21 protein-coding genes are annotated in these 22,962 nt (G+C 67.5%); 8 read left to right on the top strand and 13 right to left on the bottom strand.

The window, feature by feature from the left end; genetic code table 11:
• The first annotated feature begins 54 nt into the window (after positions 1-54).
• Positions 55-540, top strand: a complete 486-nt coding sequence (locus ABZ004_RS00420; RefSeq protein WP_355677588.1) for an SRPBCC family protein — start codon at positions 55-57, stop codon at positions 538-540.
• 126 nt (positions 541-666) lie between these two features.
• Positions 667-927: a 30S ribosomal protein S20 gene (gene rpsT, locus ABZ004_RS00415; RefSeq protein WP_112245713.1), complete on the top strand. Its 261-nt coding sequence runs from the start codon at positions 667-669 to the stop codon at positions 925-927.
• A gap of 159 nt (positions 928-1,086) precedes the next feature.
• On the opposite strand, the gene holA is transcribed toward rpsT, so the two are convergent.
• From holA to ABZ004_RS00395, 4 genes are all read right to left on the bottom strand, one after another.
• Positions 1,087-2,070, bottom strand: a complete 984-nt coding sequence (holA, locus tag ABZ004_RS00410; RefSeq protein ID WP_355677587.1) for a DNA polymerase III subunit delta — start codon at positions 2,068-2,070, stop codon at positions 1,087-1,089.
• Positions 2,071-2,117: 47 nt separating this feature from the next.
• The gene (locus ABZ004_RS00405; RefSeq protein ID WP_355677586.1) at positions 2,118-4,283 is read right to left on the bottom strand and encodes a ComEC/Rec2 family competence protein; all 2,166 of its coding nucleotides are present in this window, start codon (positions 4,281-4,283) and stop codon (positions 2,118-2,120) included.
• Between the two features lie 382 nt (positions 4,284-4,665).
• Positions 4,666-5,514, bottom strand: a complete 849-nt coding sequence (locus ABZ004_RS00400) for a helix-hairpin-helix domain-containing protein (RefSeq protein WP_355677585.1) — start codon at positions 5,512-5,514, stop codon at positions 4,666-4,668.
• A 437-nt stretch (positions 5,515-5,951) separates the two neighbouring features.
• Positions 5,952-6,794 carry a DegV family protein gene (locus ABZ004_RS00395; protein WP_355677584.1) on the bottom strand — a complete coding sequence of 281 codons (843 nt, stop codon included), beginning with the start codon at positions 6,792-6,794 and terminating at the stop codon, positions 5,952-5,954.
• A 53-nt stretch (positions 6,795-6,847) separates the two neighbouring features.
• Between ABZ004_RS00395 and ABZ004_RS00390 the strand changes: the two genes are divergently transcribed.
• A complete protein-coding gene (locus ABZ004_RS00390; protein ID WP_355677583.1) occupies positions 6,848-7,363 on the top strand; it encodes a pyridoxamine 5'-phosphate oxidase family protein in 516 nt (171 codons plus the stop codon).
• 632 nt (positions 7,364-7,995) lie between these two features.
• Here the strand turns inward: ABZ004_RS00390 and ABZ004_RS00385 are convergent.
• The 4 genes from ABZ004_RS00385 to leuS all read right to left on the bottom strand — a co-directional run bounded on the left by ABZ004_RS00385 (position 7,996) and on the right by leuS (position 13,974).
• Positions 7,996-10,557, bottom strand: coding sequence for a helix-turn-helix domain-containing protein (locus ABZ004_RS00385; protein ID WP_355677582.1), 2,562 nt, complete (start codon positions 10,555-10,557; stop codon positions 7,996-7,998).
• A 176-nt stretch (positions 10,558-10,733) separates the two neighbouring features.
• The gene (locus tag ABZ004_RS00380; RefSeq protein WP_355677581.1) at positions 10,734-10,940 is read right to left on the bottom strand and encodes a hypothetical protein; all 207 of its coding nucleotides are present in this window, start codon (positions 10,938-10,940) and stop codon (positions 10,734-10,736) included.
• Between the two features lie 113 nt (positions 10,941-11,053).
• Positions 11,054-11,473 carry a YjbQ family protein gene (locus ABZ004_RS00375; RefSeq protein WP_355677580.1) on the bottom strand — a complete coding sequence of 140 codons (420 nt, stop codon included), beginning with the start codon at positions 11,471-11,473 and terminating at the stop codon, positions 11,054-11,056.
• Between the two features lie 11 nt (positions 11,474-11,484).
• Entirely contained in the window at positions 11,485-13,974 is a 2,490-nt protein-coding gene (gene leuS, locus ABZ004_RS00370) for a leucine--tRNA ligase (protein WP_355677579.1), read from the bottom strand.
• A gap of 332 nt (positions 13,975-14,306) precedes the next feature.
• On the opposite strand from leuS, the gene ABZ004_RS00365 reads away from it, so the two are divergent.
• Positions 14,307-14,750, top strand: coding sequence for a DUF3574 domain-containing protein (locus ABZ004_RS00365; RefSeq protein ID WP_355677578.1), 444 nt, complete (start codon positions 14,307-14,309; stop codon positions 14,748-14,750).
• Here ABZ004_RS00365 and ABZ004_RS00360 read toward each other — a convergent pair.
• The 4 genes from ABZ004_RS00360 to ABZ004_RS00345 form a co-directional block, all read right to left on the bottom strand.
• On the bottom strand, positions 14,747-15,643 hold the full coding sequence (locus ABZ004_RS00360) for an AraC family transcriptional regulator (protein ID WP_355677577.1): 897 nt from the start codon (positions 15,641-15,643) through the stop codon (positions 14,747-14,749). The genes ABZ004_RS00365 and ABZ004_RS00360 overlap by 4 nt on opposite strands.
• Entirely contained in the window at positions 15,640-16,398 is a 759-nt protein-coding gene (locus ABZ004_RS00355) for a phytanoyl-CoA dioxygenase family protein (RefSeq protein ID WP_355677576.1), read from the bottom strand. Before ABZ004_RS00355 ends, ABZ004_RS00360 begins: the two co-directional genes overlap by 4 nt.
• Before the next feature lie 111 nt (positions 16,399-16,509).
• Positions 16,510-16,758 (bottom strand): hypothetical protein, encoded by a 249-nt coding sequence (locus tag ABZ004_RS00350; protein WP_355677575.1) that lies wholly within the window; start codon positions 16,756-16,758, stop codon positions 16,510-16,512.
• A 19-nt stretch (positions 16,759-16,777) separates the two neighbouring features.
• Positions 16,778-18,445 carry a sodium:solute symporter family protein gene (locus ABZ004_RS00345; protein ID WP_355677574.1) on the bottom strand — a complete coding sequence of 556 codons (1,668 nt, stop codon included), beginning with the start codon at positions 18,443-18,445 and terminating at the stop codon, positions 16,778-16,780.
• Positions 18,446-18,620: 175 nt separating this feature from the next.
• Here ABZ004_RS00345 and ABZ004_RS00340 point away from each other — a divergent pair, with 175 nt between their 5' ends.
• Genes ABZ004_RS00340 through ABZ004_RS00330 form a run of 3 tightly spaced genes read left to right on the top strand, consistent with a single transcriptional unit; the run spans position 18,621 to position 20,941 of the window.
• Positions 18,621-19,106, top strand: a complete 486-nt coding sequence (locus ABZ004_RS00340) for a hypothetical protein (protein WP_355677573.1) — start codon at positions 18,621-18,623, stop codon at positions 19,104-19,106.
• Positions 19,103-20,269 carry a histidine kinase gene (locus ABZ004_RS00335; protein WP_355677572.1) on the top strand — a complete coding sequence of 389 codons (1,167 nt, stop codon included), beginning with the start codon at positions 19,103-19,105 and terminating at the stop codon, positions 20,267-20,269. Before ABZ004_RS00340 ends, ABZ004_RS00335 begins: the two co-directional genes overlap by 4 nt.
• Before the next feature lie 33 nt (positions 20,270-20,302).
• Positions 20,303-20,941: a response regulator transcription factor gene (locus tag ABZ004_RS00330; RefSeq protein ID WP_355677571.1), complete on the top strand. Its 639-nt coding sequence runs from the start codon at positions 20,303-20,305 to the stop codon at positions 20,939-20,941.
• A 305-nt stretch (positions 20,942-21,246) separates the two neighbouring features.
• Here the strand turns inward: ABZ004_RS00330 and ABZ004_RS00325 are convergent, their stop codons facing one another.
• On the bottom strand, positions 21,247-22,284 hold the full coding sequence (locus ABZ004_RS00325; protein WP_355677570.1) for an endonuclease/exonuclease/phosphatase family protein: 1,038 nt from the start codon (positions 22,282-22,284) through the stop codon (positions 21,247-21,249).
• 177 nt (positions 22,285-22,461) lie between these two features.
• On the opposite strand from ABZ004_RS00325, the gene ABZ004_RS00320 reads away from it, so the two are divergent.
• A complete protein-coding gene (locus ABZ004_RS00320) occupies positions 22,462-22,962 on the top strand; it encodes a PaaI family thioesterase (protein ID WP_355677569.1) in 501 nt (166 codons plus the stop codon).

Raw genomic sequence — 22,962 nt, 5'->3', positions numbered from 1 at the left:
CACGCTCAGTCCAGCAGGTGTCACGGGGAATGACCGTTAGCGGGAGGAAACCACATGCCGGACTTCGAGGCATCCGTCGAGATCGACGCCACACCCGAGCAGCTCTACGCCCTGGTCAGCGACCTGCCCCGGATGGGCGAGTGGAGCCCGGAGTGCACACACGTCACCTGGAGCTCCGGTACGACGCACGCCGTACCGGGTGCCAGTACGACGTACGCCGTACCGGGTGCCCGTTTCATCGGTCACAACCGGGTCGGCGTGTTCCGCTGGTTCACCCAGGGGGTCGTCGTCGACGCCTCGCCCGGCAGCCGCTTCTCGTTCCGGATCCACTTCGGGCCGATGCCGATCTCCCTGTGGTCCTACGACCTCGCCGCCAGTCCGGCCGGCTGTGTTGTCACCGAATCCTGGACCGACCTCCGCCCCAAGGCCTACAGCTACCCCGCCCGGCTGATCTTCGGCAGCCGCACCGCTCGCAACCGCGCAGGCATCCGGCACACTCTCCAGGCGCTGAAATCCAGCGCCGAGGCGCTCACGCCCTGATTGCCGGTTTGGAGCAGGCCAGGGCTTCTTGCTAGTCTGTCTCTTCGCGCGTGTGCGTTGGTACTCACCCGTGCACGCAGCACCTTTCCTGTATTGACCGCAAACTTCTGATCGAGGCTCTGCTCAGTGGCGAACATCAAGTCCCAGATCAAGCGCAACCGCCAGAACGAGGCTGCGCGGCTTCGCAACAAGTCTGTGAAGTCGACCCTCAAGACGGCAGTTCGCCGCTTCCGTGAGGCCGCCGACGCCGGCGACGCCGCGAAGGCGCAGGAGAACGCCCGCGTGGCGGCTCGCCTGCTCGACAAGGCAGCCAGCAAGGGCGTCATCCACGCCAACCAGGCCGCCAACCGGAAGTCGTCCATCTTCAAGAAGGCCGCTTCTCTCTGAACCGCGCCCTGACGATCGGCCCACCGCACCACCGGGCCGATCGTTTTCGCGTACCCAAAAGCTGTTCAACGCTCGAACTGAGCAGCTCGGGACGCGATGGATCAGCGTCGGATTGATCTCCAGCAGCTCGGGGTGGTTGCGCCCCGGGTGGATCTGGGTTTAGCGGCGGCCGTGGGCTCGGCTTACGGTGATGACCATGCGTTCGAGGGCGTAGCCCGCGTCGCCTGAGGCGCCTTTGACGTCGGCGTCTGCTTGGGCGACTGCTTTGATCGCGGCCGCCAAACCGCCGGGGGTCCAGCCCCGAGCCTGCTGCTTCAGGGTCTTCAACTTCCACGGCGGTACGCCGACCTCGCGCGCCAGATCCGCTTCTCGAAGACCGCTCGGCGCACTCGTGTACTTCGCCAGCCCGCGCAACCCACCCGCCATCGCGCTCGTGACGAGAACCGCCGCGACCCCGCAGTCCAACGCCCAGCGCAACTGCTCGAGCGCCGGCTCCGTGCGCCCCGCAATCGCCGCGTCGGCAACGGCGAAGCTGGTCACTTCCGCGCGACCGCCGAAGTACTGACTGATCAAGTCCTGCGTGACGGGCTGCCCGCCCGCGTCCGACACCAGCTGCGAACACGCACCGGCAAGCGCCCGCAGGTCATGCCCGACAGCATCCACCAACGCTGTCGCACCGCGCTCGTCGATACTCCCGCCCAGCAGGCGAACCTCACCGAGCACGAACTGCGGCAACTCCCAAGTTTTCGGCGCCGTCGCAACCACCTCGTTCACCGAGGCCTTCCGCAACTTGTCGAGGACTGCCTTCCCCTTCTGCCCACCGGAGTGCACCAACACCACCAGTACGTCGTCCGCAGGCGACCCCGCGTACTCCAACAGGTGCGGCACCATCTCAGTCGGCAGGTTCTCGAGCGCGCGCAGTACAAGCACCCGCTCGGTCGCGAACAACGAAGGCCCGGTCAACTCGGCGAACACCCCGACATCGAGATCACCCGCCAGGACATCGGTCACCTCGACCTCGGCACTGTCCTTCGACACCGCCGCGATCGCAGACCGCACAGCCCGATCAGCCAGGAACGCCTCGGCACCCGTCACCAACAAGACGTCACCAAGCTTGGGCGCAGAATTCTTACGAGCAGCCATAACCGCGCCAGCATCCCACGCCCCACCGACAACCCCCAACCTCCCACTCACCTCCGCCGGTGGGTCGTCAGGGCTAGGTCTTGGTTGTTGGTGAGGACTGCTAGGGAGCCTTGGGTGTCTGTGCGGGCGATGGTCATGCCGGTGTGGGTGAGGAGGTCGAGGGTTCGGGGTGCCGGGTGGCCGTAGTCGTTGTCGAGGCCGGCGGAGATGAGGGCGAGTTTGGCGCCGGTGGATTGGATGAAGGTGGGGTCCTGTTGGGCGGAACCGTGGTGGGGGACCTTCAGGACGTCGGCTCTGAGGTCGACGCCGGTGGCTAGAACTGCACGTTGGGATTCGGGTTCGAGGTCGCCGGTCAGGAAAAGGCGGAGGCCGGAGACCTCGACCATCATGGCGATGCTGGCGTTGTTCTCCGGTGATCCTTCGTCAGTGGGAGTCGCCGAGGAACGGCCTGATTGGGGCAGCGCGGGCACTCGCGCCGGCCAGACGGTGGTCCAGGTGACTGGGCCGACCGAGCGGCGCTCGTGGAAGGCAACTGTTCGGAGTGGGATCCGGTGCAGGCTCGCCAGCTCGACGACTCGGCGGTACTCAGCCGGTGGCGAGTAATACGGCGTCACCTCGATCTCACCGACCGTACGCCCATGCAGCACTCCGGCCAGTCCTCCGACGTGGTCCGCGTGGAAATGGGTGAAGACGAGCACCGGCACGTGGGTGATCTGGAGTTCTCGCAAGCAGTGGTCCATCGCGGTTGGATCCGGCCCGGTGTCCACGACGACCGCGGAGCCGGCACCAACTCGCAGTACGAGCCCGTCGCCTTGGCCCACATCGCAGGCGACGAGTAGCCAGTCCTTCGGCGGCCAGGTGAGCGAGCCGACTGGACGTAGGACGACGACCGCAACGAGTACGACGGCGAGAACCATCGCTATCGGCTTCGCGAGGATGCGGTGCAGGCCGATGATCAGGGCGAGGCAGAGCAGGGTCAGTACGCCGACGCCGATCACCGTGGCGGGCCAGGCGCTCGCGGCGCCGGGGAGATCCGCTCCTTGCTGAGCGACGACGATGATCCAGCGAGCCGGCCAGCCGGCGACCCAACCGGCGAGGCGCGCCAGATCCGCACTGAGCAAGGCGATTCCGGCTGTGCCGAAGCCGATGATCGTTGCGGGACCGACGGCGGGTCCGGCGAGGAGATTCGCGGCGACAGCAACGAGTGAGACTTGCCCGGACAGCCATGCGACCACCGGCGTACAGGCGATCTGGGCGGCGAGCGGGCAGGCGATCGCCTCGGCCAGGCGTACTGGCATCCACCTGGCCAACGCTTCGCGCCAACCAGGGCCGAGGAGCACGATGCCGGCGGTGGCGAGCACCGACAAGGCGAAGCCGGCCGATCTCGCCAGTGAGGTGTCGAGTAGTAGCAAGGCGAGTACGGCGACCGACAAGGTGCGGACTGCTCGGCGCCTGCCGCCGTTGGCGGTCATTGCTGCCAGCGCGACCAGGCCCATGACGGCGGCGCGGAGGACGCTCGGTTGAGGTCGGGCGAGCACCACGAACACGACGACCATCGCGAGACCGACCACGTTCAGCCCGCGTGCGCGGATGCCGAGCAGTCGGGCGAGCGGGAGGACGAAGGCGAGGAGAAGGGTCAGGTTTGTCCCGGAGACCGCCGAGAGGTGGGTCAGTCCGGTGATCTTGAAGTCTTCGGCGAGCTCGGCGGGCAGGCCGGATTCGTCGCCCATCACGAGGGCGGGCACCAGGCCGCGTACAGCCTCCGGTTGGCCGGCGACGGCTTGACGAAGTCCGTGGCGTACTCGTTCCGCGGCTCGCAGCCACCAGGACGGTTGGTCGAGGACCTTCGGAGCGGAGCGTGCCGAGAGCATCGCGGCAACGTCGGATCCTGACTCGGCCGGTCCTAGCCGGCCGCCGGCTTCGAGGTGCTGCCCGAAGCGGACCTCCTTCCATTGAGCCGAACCGATCACCAGCACCGGCGTACGGACTCGTGTCGTCTGCCCGCGGCCGGTCACTTCCTCGATCGTCGCGCGAACCACGACGTACGGCGGCCGCCGTTTGCCGAGGCTGCTGCGGACGGCGGGGTCGCTGTCGATCGTCAACCGCACCTTCACCGCGGCTTCGGTCGACGCCAGCTCCCACACCGGACCCGCGCGGAGGCTCTGCACCTGCATGGCCGACGCGAACGCCATCCCGGCGACGACAACTGCCATCCCGCCTACTGTCACCACCGTCGCCCCGCGATCGCGGCCCGCGACCATGGACCCTCGCGGCGGAGGATGCCGTCGCCAGACGGATCGAACAAGGGAATGCGGGGAGGCCGAAGACGAGCCGGTAGTTGGACTGCCCCTGCCGCTCAACCGCCCAGCACGCCGCCGGAAACCGACGAACAGCCCGCAAGCGAGCACGAGCGCAACCACTCCAGTCAGCACCCCGACCAAGGGCCGCTGACCGACCAACACCACCGCAGTCCCCCACCCACCCGCCGCCGGCCCCAACAACCGCACATCCAACGGCTCCTCAACCGTTGAATCTGACTGATCAGGGTCCAGTTGGATTACGTCGCTGGTTGGCTCGCCCGGTACTGGGGTGGAGTTAGACGCGGACATGGGGTTTCAGGGAGTCGAACTTCTTTTGGCCTACGCCGGTGACCTCCTGGAGTTCGTCGACTGTGGTGAAGCGGCCGTGTTCGGTTCGCCAGTCGAGAATTCGCTGGGCCAGGACCGGGCCGACGCCGGGGAGGGATTCGAGATCGGCGAGGGTGGCTTTGTTGAGGTCGACCGGGGTGGATCGGGCGCCGGGGGTGGGCGGGTGAGCGGTGCCTGGGGTGGGTGGGGGTGGGGCGCCGGGGATGCCGACTAGAATCTGTTCGCCGTCGGTGACCTGGCGGGCGAGGTTGAGGGCGGTCAGGTCGACGCCGGGTAGGGCTCCACCTGCTAGAGCGAGTACGTCGGCTACCCGGGCGCCGGGGGTGGTTCGCACGAGGCCTGGGCGGCGGACCTTGCCGGCCACGTCCACGACGACTTCCTGGGTCGAGGGAGATGTGCCGGTGTTCGTGGGGAGGCCGGGTGATGAGCCCGGCGTCGGTTGAATGCCGGGCGATCCGCTCGACGGTTGGCTGACGGGTGAGCCGCCGATGGCTGGGGGTGGTGATTGGGCATCAGGGACGATCTGAGGGCGGCTGTGGAAGAGCGACCAGCCGGCCCAGGCGAGGCCGAGCACCAAGATGAACGCGACGACGGCGACGTGCCGCGGGGCCAGCGCCCATCTGCTGCCGCGGAGTCGCTCGGGCACCACTGCTTCGGGAATCCATCCACCTCGCACCTCCTCATCACTCCCCAGCTCCTCGTGGCGGACCGCTCCCGGCGTGGCAGCCTTCAGCCGGGCGAGCGCACGGAGGCGATCACCCGGATCGGGCGCTGGGCTGCGGCGTCTGACCTTCACGCCAGAGAAAGTACGAGTCTTCGACCGCTCCCCGAGCACAACTTCCAACCCTGTGGAAAACGCACCTGAAGGCGGGTGCTTTTCCAAAGCCAGCACGCCCTGTGATCGGCAACGCGGTCGCTCGGTCAGGCACGCCCCCTGCTTGAGGGGTTCACTCCGCGTCTAGTGCTTAGCCCCCTGCAATAGCAGGGGGCTAAGCACCACTGGAGGAGTGAACCCACCCGTTCGTCGCGCAGCGGTGTGCGGAGCGGAGGCGTGGACCGGAGCGGTGAGCGGAGCGGGAGCCGTGGCGGGCCCGAGCGGCGGGCCGTGGGCCAGAACCGTGAGCATGGCCGGAGGCGGGGCGGGCCGGAGGCGGGAGCGGTGGCGCGGGCCGGAGGCATGAGGCGGGTCGGAGCCGTTGGCTGGGGCCGGAGCGGATGTGGGTGGAGAGCTTGTTAGTGGGGGGCTACTACTACGGCTAGCATGCCGGGGCCTACGTGGGCGCCTATGACGGCGCCTACTTCGCGGAGGACTATTTCGTCTGCTCGTGGGAGGCGGGTGGCCAGGCCGTCGGCGAGGGTTTGGGCCTTGTCGAGGTTGGCCAGGTGGTGGACGGCCAGCTGGACCGGGCCGTCGCCGGCGCGCTGGACGGCGATGTCGGCGAGGCGGGCGATCGCGCGGCTCGACGTACGGACTTTTTCGAGGGGGACGATGCGACCGCCGCTGATGGTGAGGAGCGGTTTGACGGCGAGCGCCGTACCGAGGAGGGCCTGGGCGGCGCCGATCCGGCCGCCGCGGCGAAGGTATTCGAGGGTGTCGACGTAGAAGTACGAGGAGACCGCGGACATCCGGGCGCGGGCGGCGGCCTCGACCTCCACCGGGTCGGCACCGTCAGCAGCAGCCGCGGCCGCCGCGAGGACCGGGAACCCGAGCCCCATCCCGAGCGATCGCGAGTCGACCACCCGGACCGGGATCGGCGACTCCTTCGCCCCGATCATCGCCGCCTCGAACGTCCCGGACATGTCGCCCGAGAGATGGATCGAGACGATCGCCTCGGCGCCCGCGGCGGCACACTCGGCGTACGTGTCGGCGAACGACTGCGGAGCCGGCCGGCTGGTCGACACGGGCGTGAAGGTCTTCAGCGCCTCGGCGACCGCGTCCGCGCTGGTGGCACCGTCGTCGTACGAGATCCCGCCGATCACCACCTGGAGCGGTACGACGGTCAGCGGGAGCCGGAGCACCTCGTGCGCCGACAGACCCGCGGTGGAGTCGGTGACGACGTGCACGCGGGCTGACATGCAGCGAGGTTACCGGACAGTTTTCGTCGGCGCCTGGTGTCAGACTGCGGGGCATGTTGGACAGCGCAGAGGAAATCGCCGAACTACAGGTGCTACTGGACGCGGCCTACGAGCGGTCCACCGAGCATCTCCGCAACATCATCACCGATCCGCGACGGTTGACCGCGGCGGAGCTGGTCGGGGTGCTGACCGGCATGTGCACGCTCAACCTGGCGACCGTGACGGCGCGCAACGAGCCGAGGATCAGCGCGGTCGACGGACACTTCCTGCACGCCCGCTGGGTCTTCACGACGTCCGGTACGGCGGCGAAGGCGCGGCACCTCAAAGCCAGACCTGCCGCGAGCCTTTCGTACGTCGACGGTGAGCGGATCGGTGTCTTCAGCCACGGCCAGGTGGAGTTCCTCACCCCTGAGCACCCGGATTTCGAAGAGATCGAGGCGCATCTGACGAAGCACTACGGCAGCTCACCGTCGAGCTGGGGACCGGACATCGTCTACTGCCGACTCCAACCCACCTGGATGGTCGGCTACGCCCACAACAAGGCGGAAGCCCTCAAAGACAAACGCTGAAAGACAAAGCAAAGGCGGTGGGGCGGCGCAGAAGCGCTGCGGTGAGGTGGCGGCCAACCCCTCCGCTGGCCTCCACCTCACCGATCAGAGCTGACTCCCCCTCGGTGTCAGCTCTCCAACGCTTGGTACCGGCAGTGCGGCGAATCGTCCCCTGTGCGATTCCCCGCGATTTCTCCCGGGAGGTCCCAGCGGCCGACCCACCGGTGGGTGACCAAACCCACCGGCTTTCCCGTATCGACCGGGTCAGCACTCGTCCCCTGTGTCGTGTGCCTGACCACTGCTGGGACCCCACCCCGGGTCCGGTGCCCTGACGGCGCACGGCACCCGGTTTGACGTAGGACAGACCCGCACGATGCAGCACTCCGGAGGTCTCGACAGCCGAACGGCGCCCCCACCGTCGGCGCGTCGGACGTACTCCGCGTCGCCTGCTCCAAAGGTCCGAGCCGGAGCAGTCCGGTGGACTGTGCTTGCCTCGTCACAGCCACCACCCCATTCCCTGCCCGTGAGCCCGAACCTGGTTTCGGATCTCTGTCTCGTGGAACCTGTCCTACGGCTGTAATTCTTGTGTCCGGCCGCATGTCAGGACGAGGCAGAAGAACCGGCAGTTCTCCGGCAGCTTGGCGGGATCCGCGTCAGGAAAGCGCGGTCAGTACGTCGTCGGCCAGCCGCTGCACGGACTCGGCCGGGTCAGGCTCGGGCCAGCCTGAAGCCATGGAAGCCCTGGAGCAGGACTCCTGCAGGACTTCCCAGGCAGTAGGAAGCATCGGCGGATCCATCGTGCTCTGCCAGGCCAGCAGTTGCCCGCAGAGCCTGTCCCCCTCCTCGTGCTGCCCCAGCGCGTGCAGCACCGCCACAGCCTCCGGCAGCACGTCCAGCAGGTACACGACCCGCCCCTCGGCCAGCAGGCGGCTCACGGCATCCCTGATCGACAGACGAGCCTGCTCCGGGTCGTCGTTCTGCCGAGCCAGCCGCGACCGGTACAGCATCACCAGGTAGTCGAAGTAACCCCGGTGCCCGCGGATATCCGCGTCGGCCTCGTCCAGCAGAGCACGGGCCTCGTCGTACTTGCCGGCCTGGAACTCCACCATCGCCAGACAGCCCGCCACCTTGGTCCGCTCCGGGTCGTCCGAGGCCTGACTGTCCCTGGCCAACTCCGCCCAGCGGCGCGCCTCGTCCAGGTTGCCCAGCTCCAGCTCGACCCGGCACAGCGCCATGTACGCGATCTCGTCCGGGTAGACCCCCGGGTTCGACAGGGCGTCCGCCCAGGCCAACAGCAGCTCCTTGGCTTCCGGCAGCCGTCCCCAGCGCGCCAGAGCGAGCCCGCAGATCGCCTGCACAGTCGCAGACCGCTGAGCATCACCATGCCCGCGTGCGTCCTCCACCAAAGCGGGGATCTCGGCCAAGCTCACCGTGTCGAGCAGCAGCGAGCCGGACGACACCCAGCCGCCACGTGCGACCAGCCCCATCTCCGACTCGGGCGGCATCAACGTCCGCGCCTCGCCGTAGTGCCGCCGAGCAGCCCGCACATCACCGGTCAGGTTCGACAGCCGGCCGGCGATCGCCAGCAGCCGTCCACTCGTCTCCTTGTCGACCACGTTCTCGGCGGCCGCCGACGCCCACTGGATCCCGCTCTGCGCCACACTCGCCTGGTACTGCCAGGCGACCCGGAAGCCGAGCACGATCCGCGCAGCCGTGTCCCACTCCCCCAGCTCCGCAGCGCGTTCCAGTGCCACCTCGAAAGTTGCCGAGTTCGCATTGGCCGCGCGGTACCGCCGGTCGCGATCCGGTGCGGACCAGGCGCCGTCGAGGCCTTCCACGTACGTCGAGCACCAGGCGACCGTCCGATCGCGGAACTCGGTCAGATCAGATCCCTGCGACGACAACCCGCCGTACGCGTGCTCGCGGATCGTCTCCAGCATCTTGTACCGCGCGCCGTACAGCGCCTCGAACTCCAGCACCGGCTGCAGCAGCGACTTGTCCACCAGCTCGGCCAGCAGCATCGGTACGTCGGCAGCGTCGATCGGCAACCCCGTACAGACCCCGACCACGGCATCCAGCGTGAACGGCGACCCGAGCATCGAGCAGCGGTACAGCAACTGCCGCGCAGGGTCCGACAGCGCGTCCACGCTCCACGCGATCGTGTCGGCCAGCGTCCGCTGATGCGGCGCCCCGAACCGTCGCGGCCCCGACAGCAGCCGGAACCGGTCGTCCAGCGCCGCCAGGATCGTCTCCACCGAGAGCGAACCGGCCCGCGCAGCCGCCAGCTCCAGGGCCAGCGGCAACCCGTCCAACCGCTGGCAGAGCCGAGCCACGGTCGCCGCGTTCTCCGGTGTGAGCTGGAAATCCGGTCGCACCCGGGCAGCACGCCGTACAAACATCTCGACGGCCGGCGAAGCGGCGATCTCGTCCCAGTCCTTGTCATTGGCCGGTACCCCGAGCACCTGCACCCGGCGGACCACCTCGTCGGGCAGGCCGAGCGGGATCCGCGACGTCACGAGTACGCCGATGCCCGGGAAGCTGCGGACCATCCGGTTCGCCACCGTCGCGACCCCGTCGAGCACGTGCTCGGCGTTGTCCTCCACGATCACCAGGTCACCGGGCTTGCGGCCGGACAGCACGTCGTCGAGATCCGACGTCCCAGGAGCAGTCCCGAACGCGTCGAGGATCGCCGACGGTACGGCGGCGTCGCGCTGCACCGTGGTCAGGTCGACGACAACCACCGTCGTGTCGGCTCCGGAGAAGCGGTCGGCGGCAGCCAATGCCAACTCGGTCTTCCCCACACCACCGGGACCGACCAGCGTCACCAGCCGGTTCTGCTTCAGCAGCCCCTCCAGCTCGAGCAGCTCGGCCTCGCGCCCGACCAGCCCGTCGGGGATCGGCCTGGTCCCGCGCCAGCGCAGTCCGGTCGGAGCCGGCGCGGCCATCGCGATCACCGGCCGGACCGTCGCGTGCCCGGCCGCGGCGAGGAACTTGCCGGCGTCGCCGTCGCGCAGCCCGAGTCCCTCGGCGAGCAGCCGGACGGAGTCCTTCCGGGGGCGCGCGACCCGGCCCGCCTCGAGCTCACGGATGGTGCGGACGCTCAGCCCGGCGCGGTCGGCCAGCTCCTCCTGGGAGAGCCCCGCCTGGACCCTCAAGTCGAGCAAGAGGTCGGCAAAGCCCCGCCGTCCCTCAGCCCGGCCATCAGCGTCCGACAAAGCCCGTCACCCCTTCAGAGCCTCACACGTCCCTCACACAACATAGCGTGACAGCTTCCCAGGTTTCGGACGTGCCTGCTGCCCGGACCGCGGGACACCGTGTCGCCGACCGCCGGACAGAATAGTTGAATTCGGACGGAAATGGTTATTGCTGACGCCGCAAAGAAATGCGGCGGTCAGGCCGTCGCGCGCACCGGCGCGGAATCATTCCTGGACTCGACCAGGGAAAGCTGGGGCTCGTAGAGGGAAAGCACTCCGGCCCACTCCTCGATCCGGGCGGCGGTGACGGCACGGCCGGAATCGGCGTTCAGCAAGCTTCCTGCGCAGATCCCGCGGGTCGCGCGGACCAGCAATTCGGAGCCGAGATCGCGGAAGGTCGCCATGCGGAGTATTCAATCGGACACGTGTTTCGCGAACGTAACGTGACAGGCAACATCGCAATAAGTCACCAAATTCCCGGATTACCCCGGGACCACGTGGTTCTCCAACAAAAAGGTCAGCTCGGCAGCCAGGACAGCCGGACCTGGCGACGCGGGTTGTCCACGTTGGTGTCGACCAGGCAGATCGACTGCCAGGTGCCGAGCATCATCCGGCCGCCGATCACCGGCACCGTCGCGTACGGCGGGATCAGCGCGGGCAGCACGTGATCGCGACCGTGCCCCGGCGACCCATGGCGGTGCTGCCACTGGAAGTCCCGCGGCAGCAGCTGCTCCAGTACGGCGAGCAGGTCCGTATCGCTTCCCGCTCCCGTCTCCAGGATCGCCACTCCGGCAGTGGCATGTGGGACGAACACGTGCAGCAGTCCGTCACCCTGGGCCTGATGGGCCTCAGCGGCGACGAACTGCTCACACCTACTCGTCAGATCGAAGACAACCTGCTGTCCACCGGTACCGACGTCGATCAGCTCGGAACGCATACGGCAGCGTCTCAGGCCGGGACGATGTTCACCAGTTTCGGCGCGCGGGCGATGACCTTCCGGATTCCCCGGCCGTCCAGCGCGGCCTGCACCGCGTCGTCGGCCAGCGCCAGCTTCTCCAGCTCGGCATCGGTGATGTCCGGGGACACCTCCAGCCGGGCCTTGACCTTGCCGGCGATCTGTACGACGGCCGTGACCGAGTCCTGGACCAGCAGCTCCGGGTCGACAGCGGGCCAGCCGGCCTTCGCGACGGTCGGCTCGTGCCCCAGGTTCTCCCACATGTCCTCGGCCGTGTACGGCGCGACCAGGCTCAGCAGGATCGCCACCGTCTCGGCGGCCTCCCGTACTGCGGGGTCGGCGGCGCCCGGTCCGGAATCGATCGCCTTCCGGGTCGCGTTCACCAGCTCCATCACCCGGGCGACCATCACGTTGAACCGGTACGACTCGATCAGCTCGGTCGCGTCGGCCACCGTCCGGTGGGTCAGCTTGCGCAGGGCCAGGTCACCGGCCGAGAAGTCCACCCCGACCGGAGACTCGACCGATCCGCTCAGCCGCCAGGCCCGCTGCAGGAACCGCAGCGATCCGCCCGGGGACAGGTCGGCCCAGTCGATGTCGTCGTCCGGCGGACCGGCGAACACCATCGTCAGCCGGATCGCGTCGACACCGAACTCGTCCAGCTGGTCGCCCAGGTTGACCCCGTTGCCCAGCGACTTGCTCATCGCCTTGCCCTGGTTGATCACCTGGCCCTGGTTCAGCAGCCGGGTGAACGGCTCGACCGCGTCCAGCATGCCCATGTCGTGCAGCGCCTTGACGAAGAAGCGCGAGTACAGCAGGTGCAGTACGGCGTGCTCCTTGCCACCGACGTACTGGTACGTCGGCATCCAGCGATCGGCCGCCGCACGATCGAAGGGCCCCTCGGTGTACTCCGGCGAGGTGTACCGCAGGAAGTACCAGGACGAGTCGACGAACGTGTCCATCGTGTCGGTGTCCCGCTCGGCAGGACCCCCACACTTCGGGCAGCTGACCTCGACCCAGTCACGGGCCGACGCCAGGGGCGAGACACCCCGGGGAGCGAGAGCCGCACCGCGCAGGTCGGGCAGCTCCACCGGCAGCTGGTCGTCCGGCACCGGCACCTCGCCGTCGACCGGGCAGTGGATGATCGGGATCGGAGCGCCCCAGTAGCGCTGCCGGCTCAGCAGCCAGTCGCGCAGCCGGTAGTTGATGGTCCGCTCGCCCAGGCCCTTGTCCTCCAGCCAGTCGATGATCTTCGCCTTGGCCTCAGTCACCCCCAGGCCGTCCAGGCTGATCTCGTCGTTGGCGCTGTTGATCGCCGGCCCGTCCCCGGTGAAGGCCTTCCCGTCGAAGCCCTCGTCGGGCTGCACGGTGCGCACGATCGGCAGACCGAACTTCTCCGCGAACTCCCAGTCCCGGGAGTCCTGCGCGGGCACGGCCATGATCGCGCCGGTGCCGTAGTCGGACAGCACGTAGTCGGCGGCCCAGATCGGGATCCGCTCACCGGTCACCGGGTTGGTCGCATAGGCGCCCAGGAAGACACCGGTCTTCTCCCGGTCGGTGCTCAGCCGCTCGATCTCGGTCGACGCCTTGACCGCGGTCAGGTAGGTGTCGAACGCCTCGCGCTGCTCCGGCGTGACCAGTTCCTCGGCCAGCTTGGAGTCCGGCGCGACCACCATGAAGGTGGCACCGAACAGCGTGTCCGGGCGGGTGGTGAAGACCTTCAGCGGCTCCTCGCGGCCCTCGACCACGAAGTTGGTGAAGGCACCCTCGGAGCGGCCGATCCAGTTCCGCTGCATCAGCAGGATCTCTTCGGGCCACTGCAGCTGGTCCATGTCGTCCAGCAGCCGCTGCGCGTACGCGGTGGTCTTGAAGTACCACTGGGTCAGCTCACGCTTGGTGACCTCGGCCCCACAGCGCTCGCACTTGCCCTGCACGACCTGCTCGTTGGCCAGCACGGTCTGGTCGTTGGGACACCAGTTCACGTACGACGCCTTGCGGTAGGCCAGCCCGCGCTCGAAGAAGCGCAGGAACAGCCACTGCGTCCACTTGTAGTACTCCGGGTCGGACGTGTGCAGCCGGCGCGACCAGTCGAAGCTCAGCGCGTACCGCCGGATCGACTCCGCCTGGGTCTCGATGTTGGCGTACGTGTACGTCGCCGGGTGCTCGTTGCGCTTGATCGCCGCGTTCTCGGCGGGCAGCCCGAAGGAGTCCCAGCCGATCGGGTTCATCACGTCGTAGCCCTGCTGGAACCAGAACCGGGACAGCACGTCGTGCAGCGCGAACACCTCGCCGTGGCCCATGTGCAGGTCACCGGACGGGTAGGAGAACATCGTCAGCGCGTACCGGCGCTCGGCCGAGCCGTCGTCCTTGGCCTTGAACGGGTCGAGCTTCTCCCAGACCGGCCGCCACTTGGCCTGCATGGCATTGAAGTCGTAGCCGCCGCGGTCGATCGCGTCGCCCGCCTCGTGCTCACCCTGCTCGCTCACCGTCGTACTCCTGCGTTCTAGAGATGTCATGGGAACCCTGCCAGAAACGGCCTGAGAAATGAAAAAGCCCCTCACACAGGAGGGGACGCCGTACGGGCCGGCGCTCAGAAGGCGCCTCGATGCCAGTACGGCTAGATAAGAAGCAGGGTCACTCGCATAGCCCCAGATTACCGCATCACGCCACCGAGATGTGACCGGGTTAACTCCGGCCCCGCTCGAACGGGCAGCAGAGCTGGTACGCCGGGTCAGACATCCCCCTGATCGCGCCCGCACCCGGAGAACCGCCCCTAGCTTCGGTGAGGCAGACAGAAGACCTCCTGGGGGACCACAGCATGATGAATCTGGCCAAGAAGACCGCAACCGCCACGCTGATCGCGACCGCGCTGGTGACACCGACCGCGGTGGCCCTGAACCACACCGATGACAACAGCAGCACGGTGAAGCTGTACGGCGACACCATGGTCAGGACCGAGCTGTTCTTCGGCACCGACAAGCCCGGCCCGGACGTGACCGACTGGCAGTTCCAGCAGTTCATCAACAAGACCATCACGCCGCGGTTCCCGCTGGGCCTCACTGTGCTGTCCGGCAACGGCCAGTGGCAGGAGGACAACGGCTCGGTCACCAAGGAGCGGTCGAAGGTCGTCGTACTGATCTACTCGCTCGACGAGCAGCAGCAGGACAGCAAGAAGATCGAAGAGATCCGCGACAAGTACAAGAAGCAGTTCCAGCAGGAGTCGGTGCTGCGTACCGACACCACCGAGCAGGTCTCGTTCTAGACGAACGAAGTACCACCCGTGCGGCGGTAGTCGCCCGGCGTACGGCCGTAGTGTCGCTTGAACGCGGTGGAGAACGGCCGTACGTCGGAGTACCCGCAGGCTCGCGCTATCTCGGTCACTGTGAGCGCCGGGTCGAACAGCAGTTGCGCGGCGAGCTCCAGCCTCAGCCGGCGCAGTGTGGACATCAGAGAAGCTCCAGTGACTGAGCTGAACAGCCGCTCGGCGTGCCGCTCCGAGAGGTGTACTGCGGCTGCTACCTCTCGCACTGTCACCGGGCGAGCCAGGTTGTCGAGCAGATGCCGCTGCATCGCTTCAACAACTACAGACCCTCTGTCCCGTACGACGGGTTCCACCGAAAGGTCCTGGTCCAGCGCAAAGGCTCGGGCAGTGTCCAGCACGAGAGCGGCTCCAAATGCACCCAACAGCTCGTTGTAGCCGGACCGCGGCTTGGCAGCTTCGTCGGCAAGGGCAGCAACTGCCGCCGGAAGACCGCCCACAGCTGTAGACACCACTGGTCCGTCCGGCCGGGTCAGCCCCGACCACCAGCCTGTCCCAGAGCTACTAGCCAAAGGACGAAAGGCGAAGCCCCAGAAGGCGATCCCTAGCGGCGACGAGCGGCTCGACTCGATCTCGTGCACGTCCCCGGGCCGAGCCAGGAACACGTCGCCCTCGCTGACCTCATACTCCGTAGGACCACAGTTGAAGCGACCTGAGCCGGAGTAGGCCAAGCAGACCTCGTGGAACGAGTGGCTGTGCCAGTAGTTCCGCCAGTACTCCGGGCGGTAGTGCCCCCAGCTCACGAAGTCCGCACGGAAGCCACCGACCTCGCAGGACTCCAGCAGTCCCGCGAGGTCCACGAACCGGTCCGCCGCCTCGACAGCCGCCAGACTCAAACGCCACTCCTACCGGTCGGGTCCACTCCCCTCAGCATCATGCCCTGCCCGAGCGAGTGGTCATGGGTCTTCACCGTGGGCGGGTCGGACGGGTCCCGGTACTGCACCAGCCAGGTGGTCCGCGCCTCGTTGCTGACGTTCACTCCCGAGCCGTGCACGGTCAGGTAGCTGAAGAACAGCACGTCACCGGCCTCGGCAGGCTGCGGCACAGCGTCCTCGAACGGTACGTCGGGCAGGTGGAAGGAACCCTCGGGGTCATGCTCGCGCGGGCCGGCCAGGTGGCTGCCGGGGATCACCCGGACACAGCCCTTCTCCTCCGGCGCGTCGTCGAAGTGGAAGATCGCCGCCCCGACCCGGTGGTACTTGTGCGGGAAGAACGGGTAGTCCTGGTGCAGCGGGAACGGCGACCCGTTCTCCGGCGGCTTCACGAAGAGCTTGGTGTGGTGCAGCTGCACGTCCTCCACACCCATCACCGCAGCGGCCACATCGGTGAACCGCGGGTCCACCAGCAGCCGGGAGAACGCCGCGTCGTAGAACTGCGCGTCGTGCAGATGCTGCAACCGGGTCTTGCCGCCCGACATCCCCATCGCGGACTGCCAGGTGGGGTCGTCGTCGCGGTTCAGCCGCTCCAGCAACGCATGGCTGGTCGCCCGGTACGACGCCGCTTCCTCCTTGCTGAGCAGGCCTCTCACCAGCACGAAGCCCTGCTCCGCGTACTGCGCCGCCAGGTCCGCCGGCGCTTGCGTGATCGTCATCTCGATGTCCTCCTGTTCGGGTACTTCGAGCCTAGGAACCCGAAGCCCCGAACAGCAGGACCACGCCGGACAGCAATGTTCGTGAAACGGACACGCCGTACGTCACACGGTTCAGTCGCGCGGCCTCTCGACCGGTACGACGATCGGGCGCAGGCGGGCCCAGAGGACGAAGAGGGCGGCGAACACCAGCATCGCGATGCCGCCCCAGAGGTTGATGTTGATCCCGGCCGCCTTGTCCACCTCCTTCGGGTCCGCGATGATCCCGAGGATCGTCAGCACCACGCCGTAGATCGCGACCAGCGCGGCGATCACCACCCGGATGTCGAATGCTCCGGCCTTCTTCTTGGTCTGCTCAGCCATGTCGGGTCTCCTGTCCGGGTCAGCCGAAGACGATGTTCAGGGCGATGACGAGAGCCAGCGAGATGCCGGCCAGCAGCGTCGGCTTGCGGTACCAGCCGTGGTCACCTTCCTGAGCGGTCTCGGTCCGGTCCTCCTTCGGGGTGAGCGAGTAGACCAGCCCCTTCAGCTCCTCGTCGGTCTTCGGTCTCGTCACCAGGCTGACCACCACGCTGAGCAGGATGTCGACGACGAAGGCCGCACCGGCCCCGACGAAGCTCGCGCCCTGACCCGGCAGGTTGATCACGCCGTTCTCGGAGAGCACGAAGACCACGATCGCGGTCGCCGTACCGCTGACCAGGCCGATCCAGCCGGCCGCCGCGGTCATCCGCTTCCAGAACATACCGAGGATGAACGTCGCGAACAGCGGCGCGTTGAAGAACGAGAACAGCTGTTGCAAGTAGTCCATCAGGTTGCTGTAGCCGGACGCGATCGCCGCCGTACCGATCGCCACGATCGTGCCGCCGACGGTCAGCCAGCGGCCGGTCCGCAGGTAGAACGCGTCGTCGCGGTCCTTGAGGATGTACCGCTCGATCAGGTCGTAGGTGACGACGGTGTTGAACGAGCTGAGGTTGGCCGCCATCCCGGCCATGAACGAGGCCAGCAGGCCAGTGATCGCCAGGCCGAGCATGCCGTTCGGCAGCAGGTCGCGCATCAGCAGCAGCAACGCGTCGTTGTAGTCGACCGAGCCGCCTTGGCCCGCCTTGAACTGCTGCAGTTCCGGTACGGCGACCGCCGCGATCATGCCCGGGATGATGACGATGAAGGGGACGAACATCTTCGGGAACGAGCCGATGATCGGCGTACGCCGGGCGGCCGACATGTTCTTGCTGGCCAGCGCCCGCTGCACCTCGACGAAGTTCGTCGTCCAGTAGCCGAACGACAGCACGAAGCCGAGACCGAAGACCAGGCCGATCACCGACAGGAAGCTGTTGTTGAAGCCGCTCAGCTCGGTACCGGGCCAGGCATGCAGTTCTTTGCTGTCGGTGATCTTGTCGGTCAACCCCTGCCAGCCGCCGACCTTGTGCAGCCCGACGATTGTCAACGGCAACAAAGCCGCCACGATCACGAAGAACTGCAGCACCTCGTTGTAGATCGCCGCCGACAATCCACCGAGGGTGATGTAGCTGAGAACGATCACGGCCGCGAGGATCACCGACAGCCAGATCGGCCAGCCGAGCAGCACGTTCACGATGGTCGCCAGCAGGAACAGGTTGACGCCCGCGATCAGCACCTGGGCCAGCGCGAAGCTGATCGCATTCACCAGATGCGCGGGCTTCCCGAACCGTCTGAGCATGAACTCGGGCACGCTGCGGACCTTGGAGCCGTAGTAGAACGGCATCATCACGACGCCGAGGAACAGCATCGCCGGGATCGCGCCGATCCAGAAGTAGTGCACGGTCGGCATCCCGTACTGCGCGCCGTTGGCCGACATCCCCATGATCTCGATCGCGCCCAGGTTGGCCGAGATGAACGCCAGGCCGGTCACCCAGGCCGGCAGCGAACGTCCGGAGAGGAAGAAGTCGAGGCTGTTGGAGACCGCGCGTTTGGCCAGATAGCCGATCCCGAGCACGAACGCGAAGTAGGTAGCAATGATGATGTAGTCGATCGCCGTGGCATCCAGCCGTAGGACGGAATCAAGCGCGAGCATCGGCCCTCCGCATCGTCGTGACGCTCTGTGGTATTACCGGTGAGGAACGTTACTCCTGTGCCCACCCGCATGCCTGCGGGGCCGCGCGCACAGTTCCGTTACTGCCGGCATCTCCACCTAGGTCTCCACCCTGGGGATGTTCATGCGACGCCGGCGCGAACCTAGCGTCGGCGGTATGACTTTGCTCAATGCGGCCGTGGTCGTCGCGATCGTGATCGCCGTCGTGGTGCGGCGACTGTCCTGGTCCGAACTCGAGAACTCCGACACCGACGTCTGGCGTGGTCCGCTGGTGATGGTCGGCGTCGGGGTCTATCAGATGTACGACAAGCTCCAGCACGATCAGCTGGGCGCGCTGGACGTAGCCCTCCTCGTCGTCGGCGTCGGGCTCGCTCTGGTGGCCGGCCTGGCGACCGGCCGGGTGTCGCAGGTGCAGCGGCGTCAGGGCAAGGTCTTCTACAGGCTCGGCGCTCCCGGCCTCGGCATCATGGCCGGCTATCTCGTACTGCGATTGGGGCTCGCCGGGCTCGGGCATCTCCTCGGTGCGACCGTCACCTCGGGCGGCGGATCGATCCTGCTGACCATGGGCGCCACGCTGCTGGTGCAATCCTTGGTGCTCCAGGCGAAGGCTCATGCGGAGATCGAGGAGTACGCGGACAGGTGACGAACTGGCTGGTCGGCAGAGCCCGGCCGACCGAGTACGAAGGCACGCTCGAGGCTGGTCCGCACGGGGAGACCGGGTGGATCGGGCGGTCGCTGGCTGCGGTGGTGGCGATCGGGGTGCTGGCGACCGCTCGGCCCGACCAGCTTTGGGTTTACCTCGTGCTGGCAGCCGGACTGGTGACCTTCCTGACCGGTACGGCGTTGATGCGGAAGCGGCCGATGCTCTCTCTGGCTCTGCTCGCCTATGCCGCGATCAGCAGCGCGCTGATCGCGGCGGTGGACGACTCCAACTCGCTGGTGCTCGTGCTGATGGCGATCGCAGATGTCGCCGTGATGATTCTGCCGCAGGGCTACCGGCCGTTGATTGCCGTCGGCATCGGGTGCACTGTCGCCTACAGCCTGTCGGCGATCTTCTGGGACGAGTCGGCTACCTGGGTGTTCACCCAGCTGCTCTGGACGGCGATCCTGGTCGCGTTCGGGCTGAACCGGCGGCAGGCGGAGATCCAGGCGCGGCAGACGGAGCAACTGCTCGAACAGACCCGGCTGGCGCAGCGGGAACACGCGCGAGCAGCTGCTCTCGACGAGCGCGGCCGGTTGGCACGCGAGCTGCACGACGTACTGGCGCATTCGCTCGGTGCGTTGAGTGTGCAGTTGGAGCTGGCCGAAGCATTGCTTGACGAAGGCAACGACATCCCGGGCGCCCTCAACCGGGTGAAACGCTCCCGCCGCCTCGCCGTCCAGGGGCTGGTCGAAGCGCGAAACGCGGTAGCCGCCCTACGCTCGGACGAAGTCCCTGCCCTCCCAGAGGCGCTCGCTTCCATGGTCGACCAACACCGCAAGGACCACGGAGTCGAGGTCGACCTGACAGTGGAACATCCCCGCACACCGGGCCCCGACGTGGTGGTCGCTCTGCTGGGTGCAGCGAGGGAGGCACTCACGAACGCTGCAAAACACGCTCCTGGGCGCCGCATCACAGTCCATCTGAACGGCGACAGAGGTTTGCTGCTGAAGGTCGAGAACGCTCGCGACCTTGGCGCGCTAACCGGCGAGAGGGGTTTCGGGTTGGCTGGAATGCGAGAGCGGTTGGCGTTGGTGAAGGGGACGCTCGAGGCTGGGCCGGTGGGTGACGACTGGCTGGTGGTTGCGGAGGTGGCTGATGAGTGAGCGGGTGGCGAGTGATCCTCGGCGAGGTGTGCGATGAGTGAGTTGGTGCGGGTGGTGGTGGCGGATGATCAGCAGGTGGTGCGGGAAGGGTTGGTCGCGCTGCTGGGGTTGATCGATGGGGTTGAGGTGGTGGGGGCGGCTGGGAATGGGGTTGAGGCAGTCGAGTTGGTTGCGCGGGGCAACGTTGACGTGGTGTTGATGGATCTGCGGATGCCGGTGCTGGACGGCGTACAGGCGACTGCTCGGCTCACCGCGCAGTACCCGGAGGTTGCAGTGCTGGTGCTGACCACGTACGCCGACGACGAGTCGATCACGTCGGCGCTGCGAGCTGGTGCTCGTGGTTATCTCACCAAGGACGCGGGCCGGGTGGAGATCGGGGCAGCGCTGAAGTCGACCGCGGCCGGTCACGCGACCTTCGATCCCGAGGTGTCGCGCCGGCTGGTCGCTGCGATGACACCGACTCCCCCGCCGGCCGACGGACTGACGAGCCGGGAGACCGAAGTCCTGAAGCTGATCGCCAAAGGCCTCAGCAACTCCGAGATCGCCGAACTGCTGTTCATCGGCGAGACGACGGTGAAGACCCACATCAACAACACGTTTGCCAAGATCGGCGCCCGCCACCGCGCCGAAGCAGTCCGCTACGCCTACCGCAACGGCCTAGCAGAAAGCTAACCGCAGACCTCGGCGATCGCCGACCGCGGCGCGATCAGCCGGCACGGGCCTGCCCCCTCGACCCGCCGACCCCGCGCGTCCCACCCTCGACCGCCGACCCCGCCCGTCCCCCCTCGACCGCCGACCCCGCGCGTCTTACCCCGTCGACTCGCCGGTCGCAGTCCACTCACCTTCTCGACTCGCGGGTTTTCCGCGACAAAATCGGCGAGTCGAGAAGGTAGGTGGACGGAGTCAGCGGGAAGGAGGCGGGTGAGCGAGGGAACGCGGCGAGGCGAGACAGGTGGGCGAGGGATCGCGGCGCAGCGTCAGATGCGGATTTCGGCGACTACCGGGCGGTGGTCGCTGCCGGTGGAGGGGAGGACCCAGGCTTTGGTGGGGTCGACGCCGCGGACCAGGATGTGGTCGATCCGCGCCATCGGGAACTTGGCCGGCCAGGTGAAGCCGAAGCCGAAGCCGGCGGCGCCCTGGGCCGAGCGCAGTCCGGCGGTGATCGGTGCGAGGCTGCGATCGTTCGCCGTACCGTTGAAGTCGCCCATCACCACCACGCCCGCGTCCTTCTCCTGGGCGATCTGCTGACCGAGCTGCTTGATCGTGTCGTTGCGCTGGTTCGAGGTGAACCCGCTGGTGCCGATCCGGACCGACGCGAGGTGCGCGACGTAGAACGCCACCTTGCCCTCCGGCGTACTGACCTCGGCCCGGAGCGCCCTGGTCCAGGCGAAGCCGACGTCGACCGCCTCGCTCTCCTCGACCGGGTACTTCGACCACAACGCCACCGTGCCGCGGGCGACCACATGCGGGTACTTCGCGGCGAACTGCGCCTTGTAGATTTTCAGGTCCGCCGAGGTGAGCTCCTCCAGCGCGATCACGTCCGCGTCGGCCGCGAGCAGATCCTGGGCTGTCTTGGTCGGATTCGGATTGGCCGCGTCGACGTTGTGCGAGAGCACTCGCAGATCGTGCGGCCCCCCGCCCTTGCCCGGGATGATGGCGTTCCCGAACATCATTCCCCAGACCGCGACCGGGACCAGCAGCGCGACGCCGGCCGTCGCGGACCGGCGTACGAGTGCCGCCACGGCGAGCACCGGGATGGCGAGGCCGACCCAGGGCAGGAAGGTATCGAGCAGGCTGCCGAGGTTGCCGATCGAGTTCGGCACGTGCCGGTGGAACGCCATCGGCAGCGCGGACAGCACCGCGAGGACAGCGATCACCCAGCCGCGGCGCCACTTCCCGGCAGAACGGCTCTGTCCGGAACGACTCTGTCCAGCAGAACGGGCACGGCGCTCCCGCCGACCGGTCGAACGCGACGGCGGCTTCGGGTTGGCAACAGCGGTCTGGCGGTGGGACATGCCCCGATTGTTCACGACACCGACCGCACACCAAAGCCCAGGAGCAATCTCTCCTCCTGGTCTTACCGCGATTTCATCCATCTGAACGAACCATCCGTCCGAACGGACGACAAACCCTGCTCGAAAGCGTCCCCCCAAGGGCCGGAGAACCTCCGGCGCGGGCGATAGGCTCGCCCGATGGATGAACAGACGTTTCGGTGGGTCGACCCGGCGCAGGTGCTGGCCGAGAACGCCAAGTTCAGCGGGCTGGAGTACATGCAGCGGGCCCTGGACGGCGCGATTCCACCGCCACCCATCGCGGTGCTGATGCAGATGTCCGTCCTCGAGGTCGGCCCCGGCAAGGTGGTCTTCGGGTGCCTGCCGTCGCACGCCCACTACAACCCGATCGGGATGGTGCACGGTGGGCTGGTCTGCACCCTGCTCGACACGGTCACCGGCTGTGCCGCGCACACCACGCTGGCGGCCGGCGTCGGCTACACGTCGATCGAGATCAAGGTGAACTACCTGCGCCCGGTCCTCGCCGACACCGGGCAACTCACCGCCACCGGTCTGGTGATCAAGGGCGGCAAGCGGGTGATATTTGCCGAAGGCAACGTCGTGACCAGCGCCGGCGACCTGGTGGCCACGGCGAGCAGCACGTTGCTCGTCGTTCCCAGGCCTGACCCGGCCGTCGCTTAG

Source organism: Kribbella sp. NPDC006257 (assembly GCF_040613535.1).
GTDB lineage: Bacteria > Actinomycetota > Actinomycetes > Propionibacteriales > Kribbellaceae > Kribbella.
Note: the sequence above shows the minus strand (reverse complement) of the source record. Positions and strands in the feature narration are given on the sequence as shown.

Bases quoted from the DNA above. Each gene is read 5' to 3' on its own strand.
- ABZ004_RS00420 (WP_355677588.1), top strand. From the start codon at position 55: ATGCCGGACTTCGAGGCATCCGTCGAGATCGACGCCACACCCGAGCAG.
- holA (WP_355677587.1), bottom strand. From the start codon at position 2,070: ATGGCTGCTCGTAAGAATTCTGCGCCCAAGCTTGGTGACGTCTTGTTG.
- ABZ004_RS00405 (WP_355677586.1), bottom strand. From the start codon at position 4,283: ATGGCAGTTGTCGTCGCCGGGATGGCGTTCGCGTCGGCCATGCAGGTG.
- ABZ004_RS00395 (WP_355677584.1), bottom strand. From the start codon at position 6,794: ATGTCAGCCCGCGTGCACGTCGTCACCGACTCCACCGCGGGTCTGTCG.
- ABZ004_RS00390 (WP_355677583.1), top strand. From the start codon at position 6,848: ATGTTGGACAGCGCAGAGGAAATCGCCGAACTACAGGTGCTACTGGAC.
- ABZ004_RS00380 (WP_355677581.1), bottom strand. From the start codon at position 10,940: ATGGCGACCTTCCGCGATCTCGGCTCCGAATTGCTGGTCCGCGCGACC.
- ABZ004_RS00375 (WP_355677580.1), bottom strand. From the start codon at position 11,473: ATGCGTTCCGAGCTGATCGACGTCGGTACCGGTGGACAGCAGGTTGTC.
- ABZ004_RS00365 (WP_355677578.1), top strand. From the start codon at position 14,307: ATGATGAATCTGGCCAAGAAGACCGCAACCGCCACGCTGATCGCGACC.
- ABZ004_RS00355 (WP_355677576.1), bottom strand. From the start codon at position 16,398: ATGACGATCACGCAAGCGCCGGCGGACCTGGCGGCGCAGTACGCGGAG.
- ABZ004_RS00350 (WP_355677575.1), bottom strand. From the start codon at position 16,758: ATGGCTGAGCAGACCAAGAAGAAGGCCGGAGCATTCGACATCCGGGTG.
- ABZ004_RS00345 (WP_355677574.1), bottom strand. From the start codon at position 18,445: ATGCTCGCGCTTGATTCCGTCCTACGGCTGGATGCCACGGCGATCGAC.
- ABZ004_RS00340 (WP_355677573.1), top strand. From the start codon at position 18,621: ATGACTTTGCTCAATGCGGCCGTGGTCGTCGCGATCGTGATCGCCGTC.
- ABZ004_RS00330 (WP_355677571.1), top strand. From the start codon at position 20,303: ATGAGTGAGTTGGTGCGGGTGGTGGTGGCGGATGATCAGCAGGTGGTG.
- ABZ004_RS00325 (WP_355677570.1), bottom strand. From the start codon at position 22,284: ATGTCCCACCGCCAGACCGCTGTTGCCAACCCGAAGCCGCCGTCGCGT.
- ABZ004_RS00320 (WP_355677569.1), top strand. From the start codon at position 22,462: ATGGATGAACAGACGTTTCGGTGGGTCGACCCGGCGCAGGTGCTGGCC.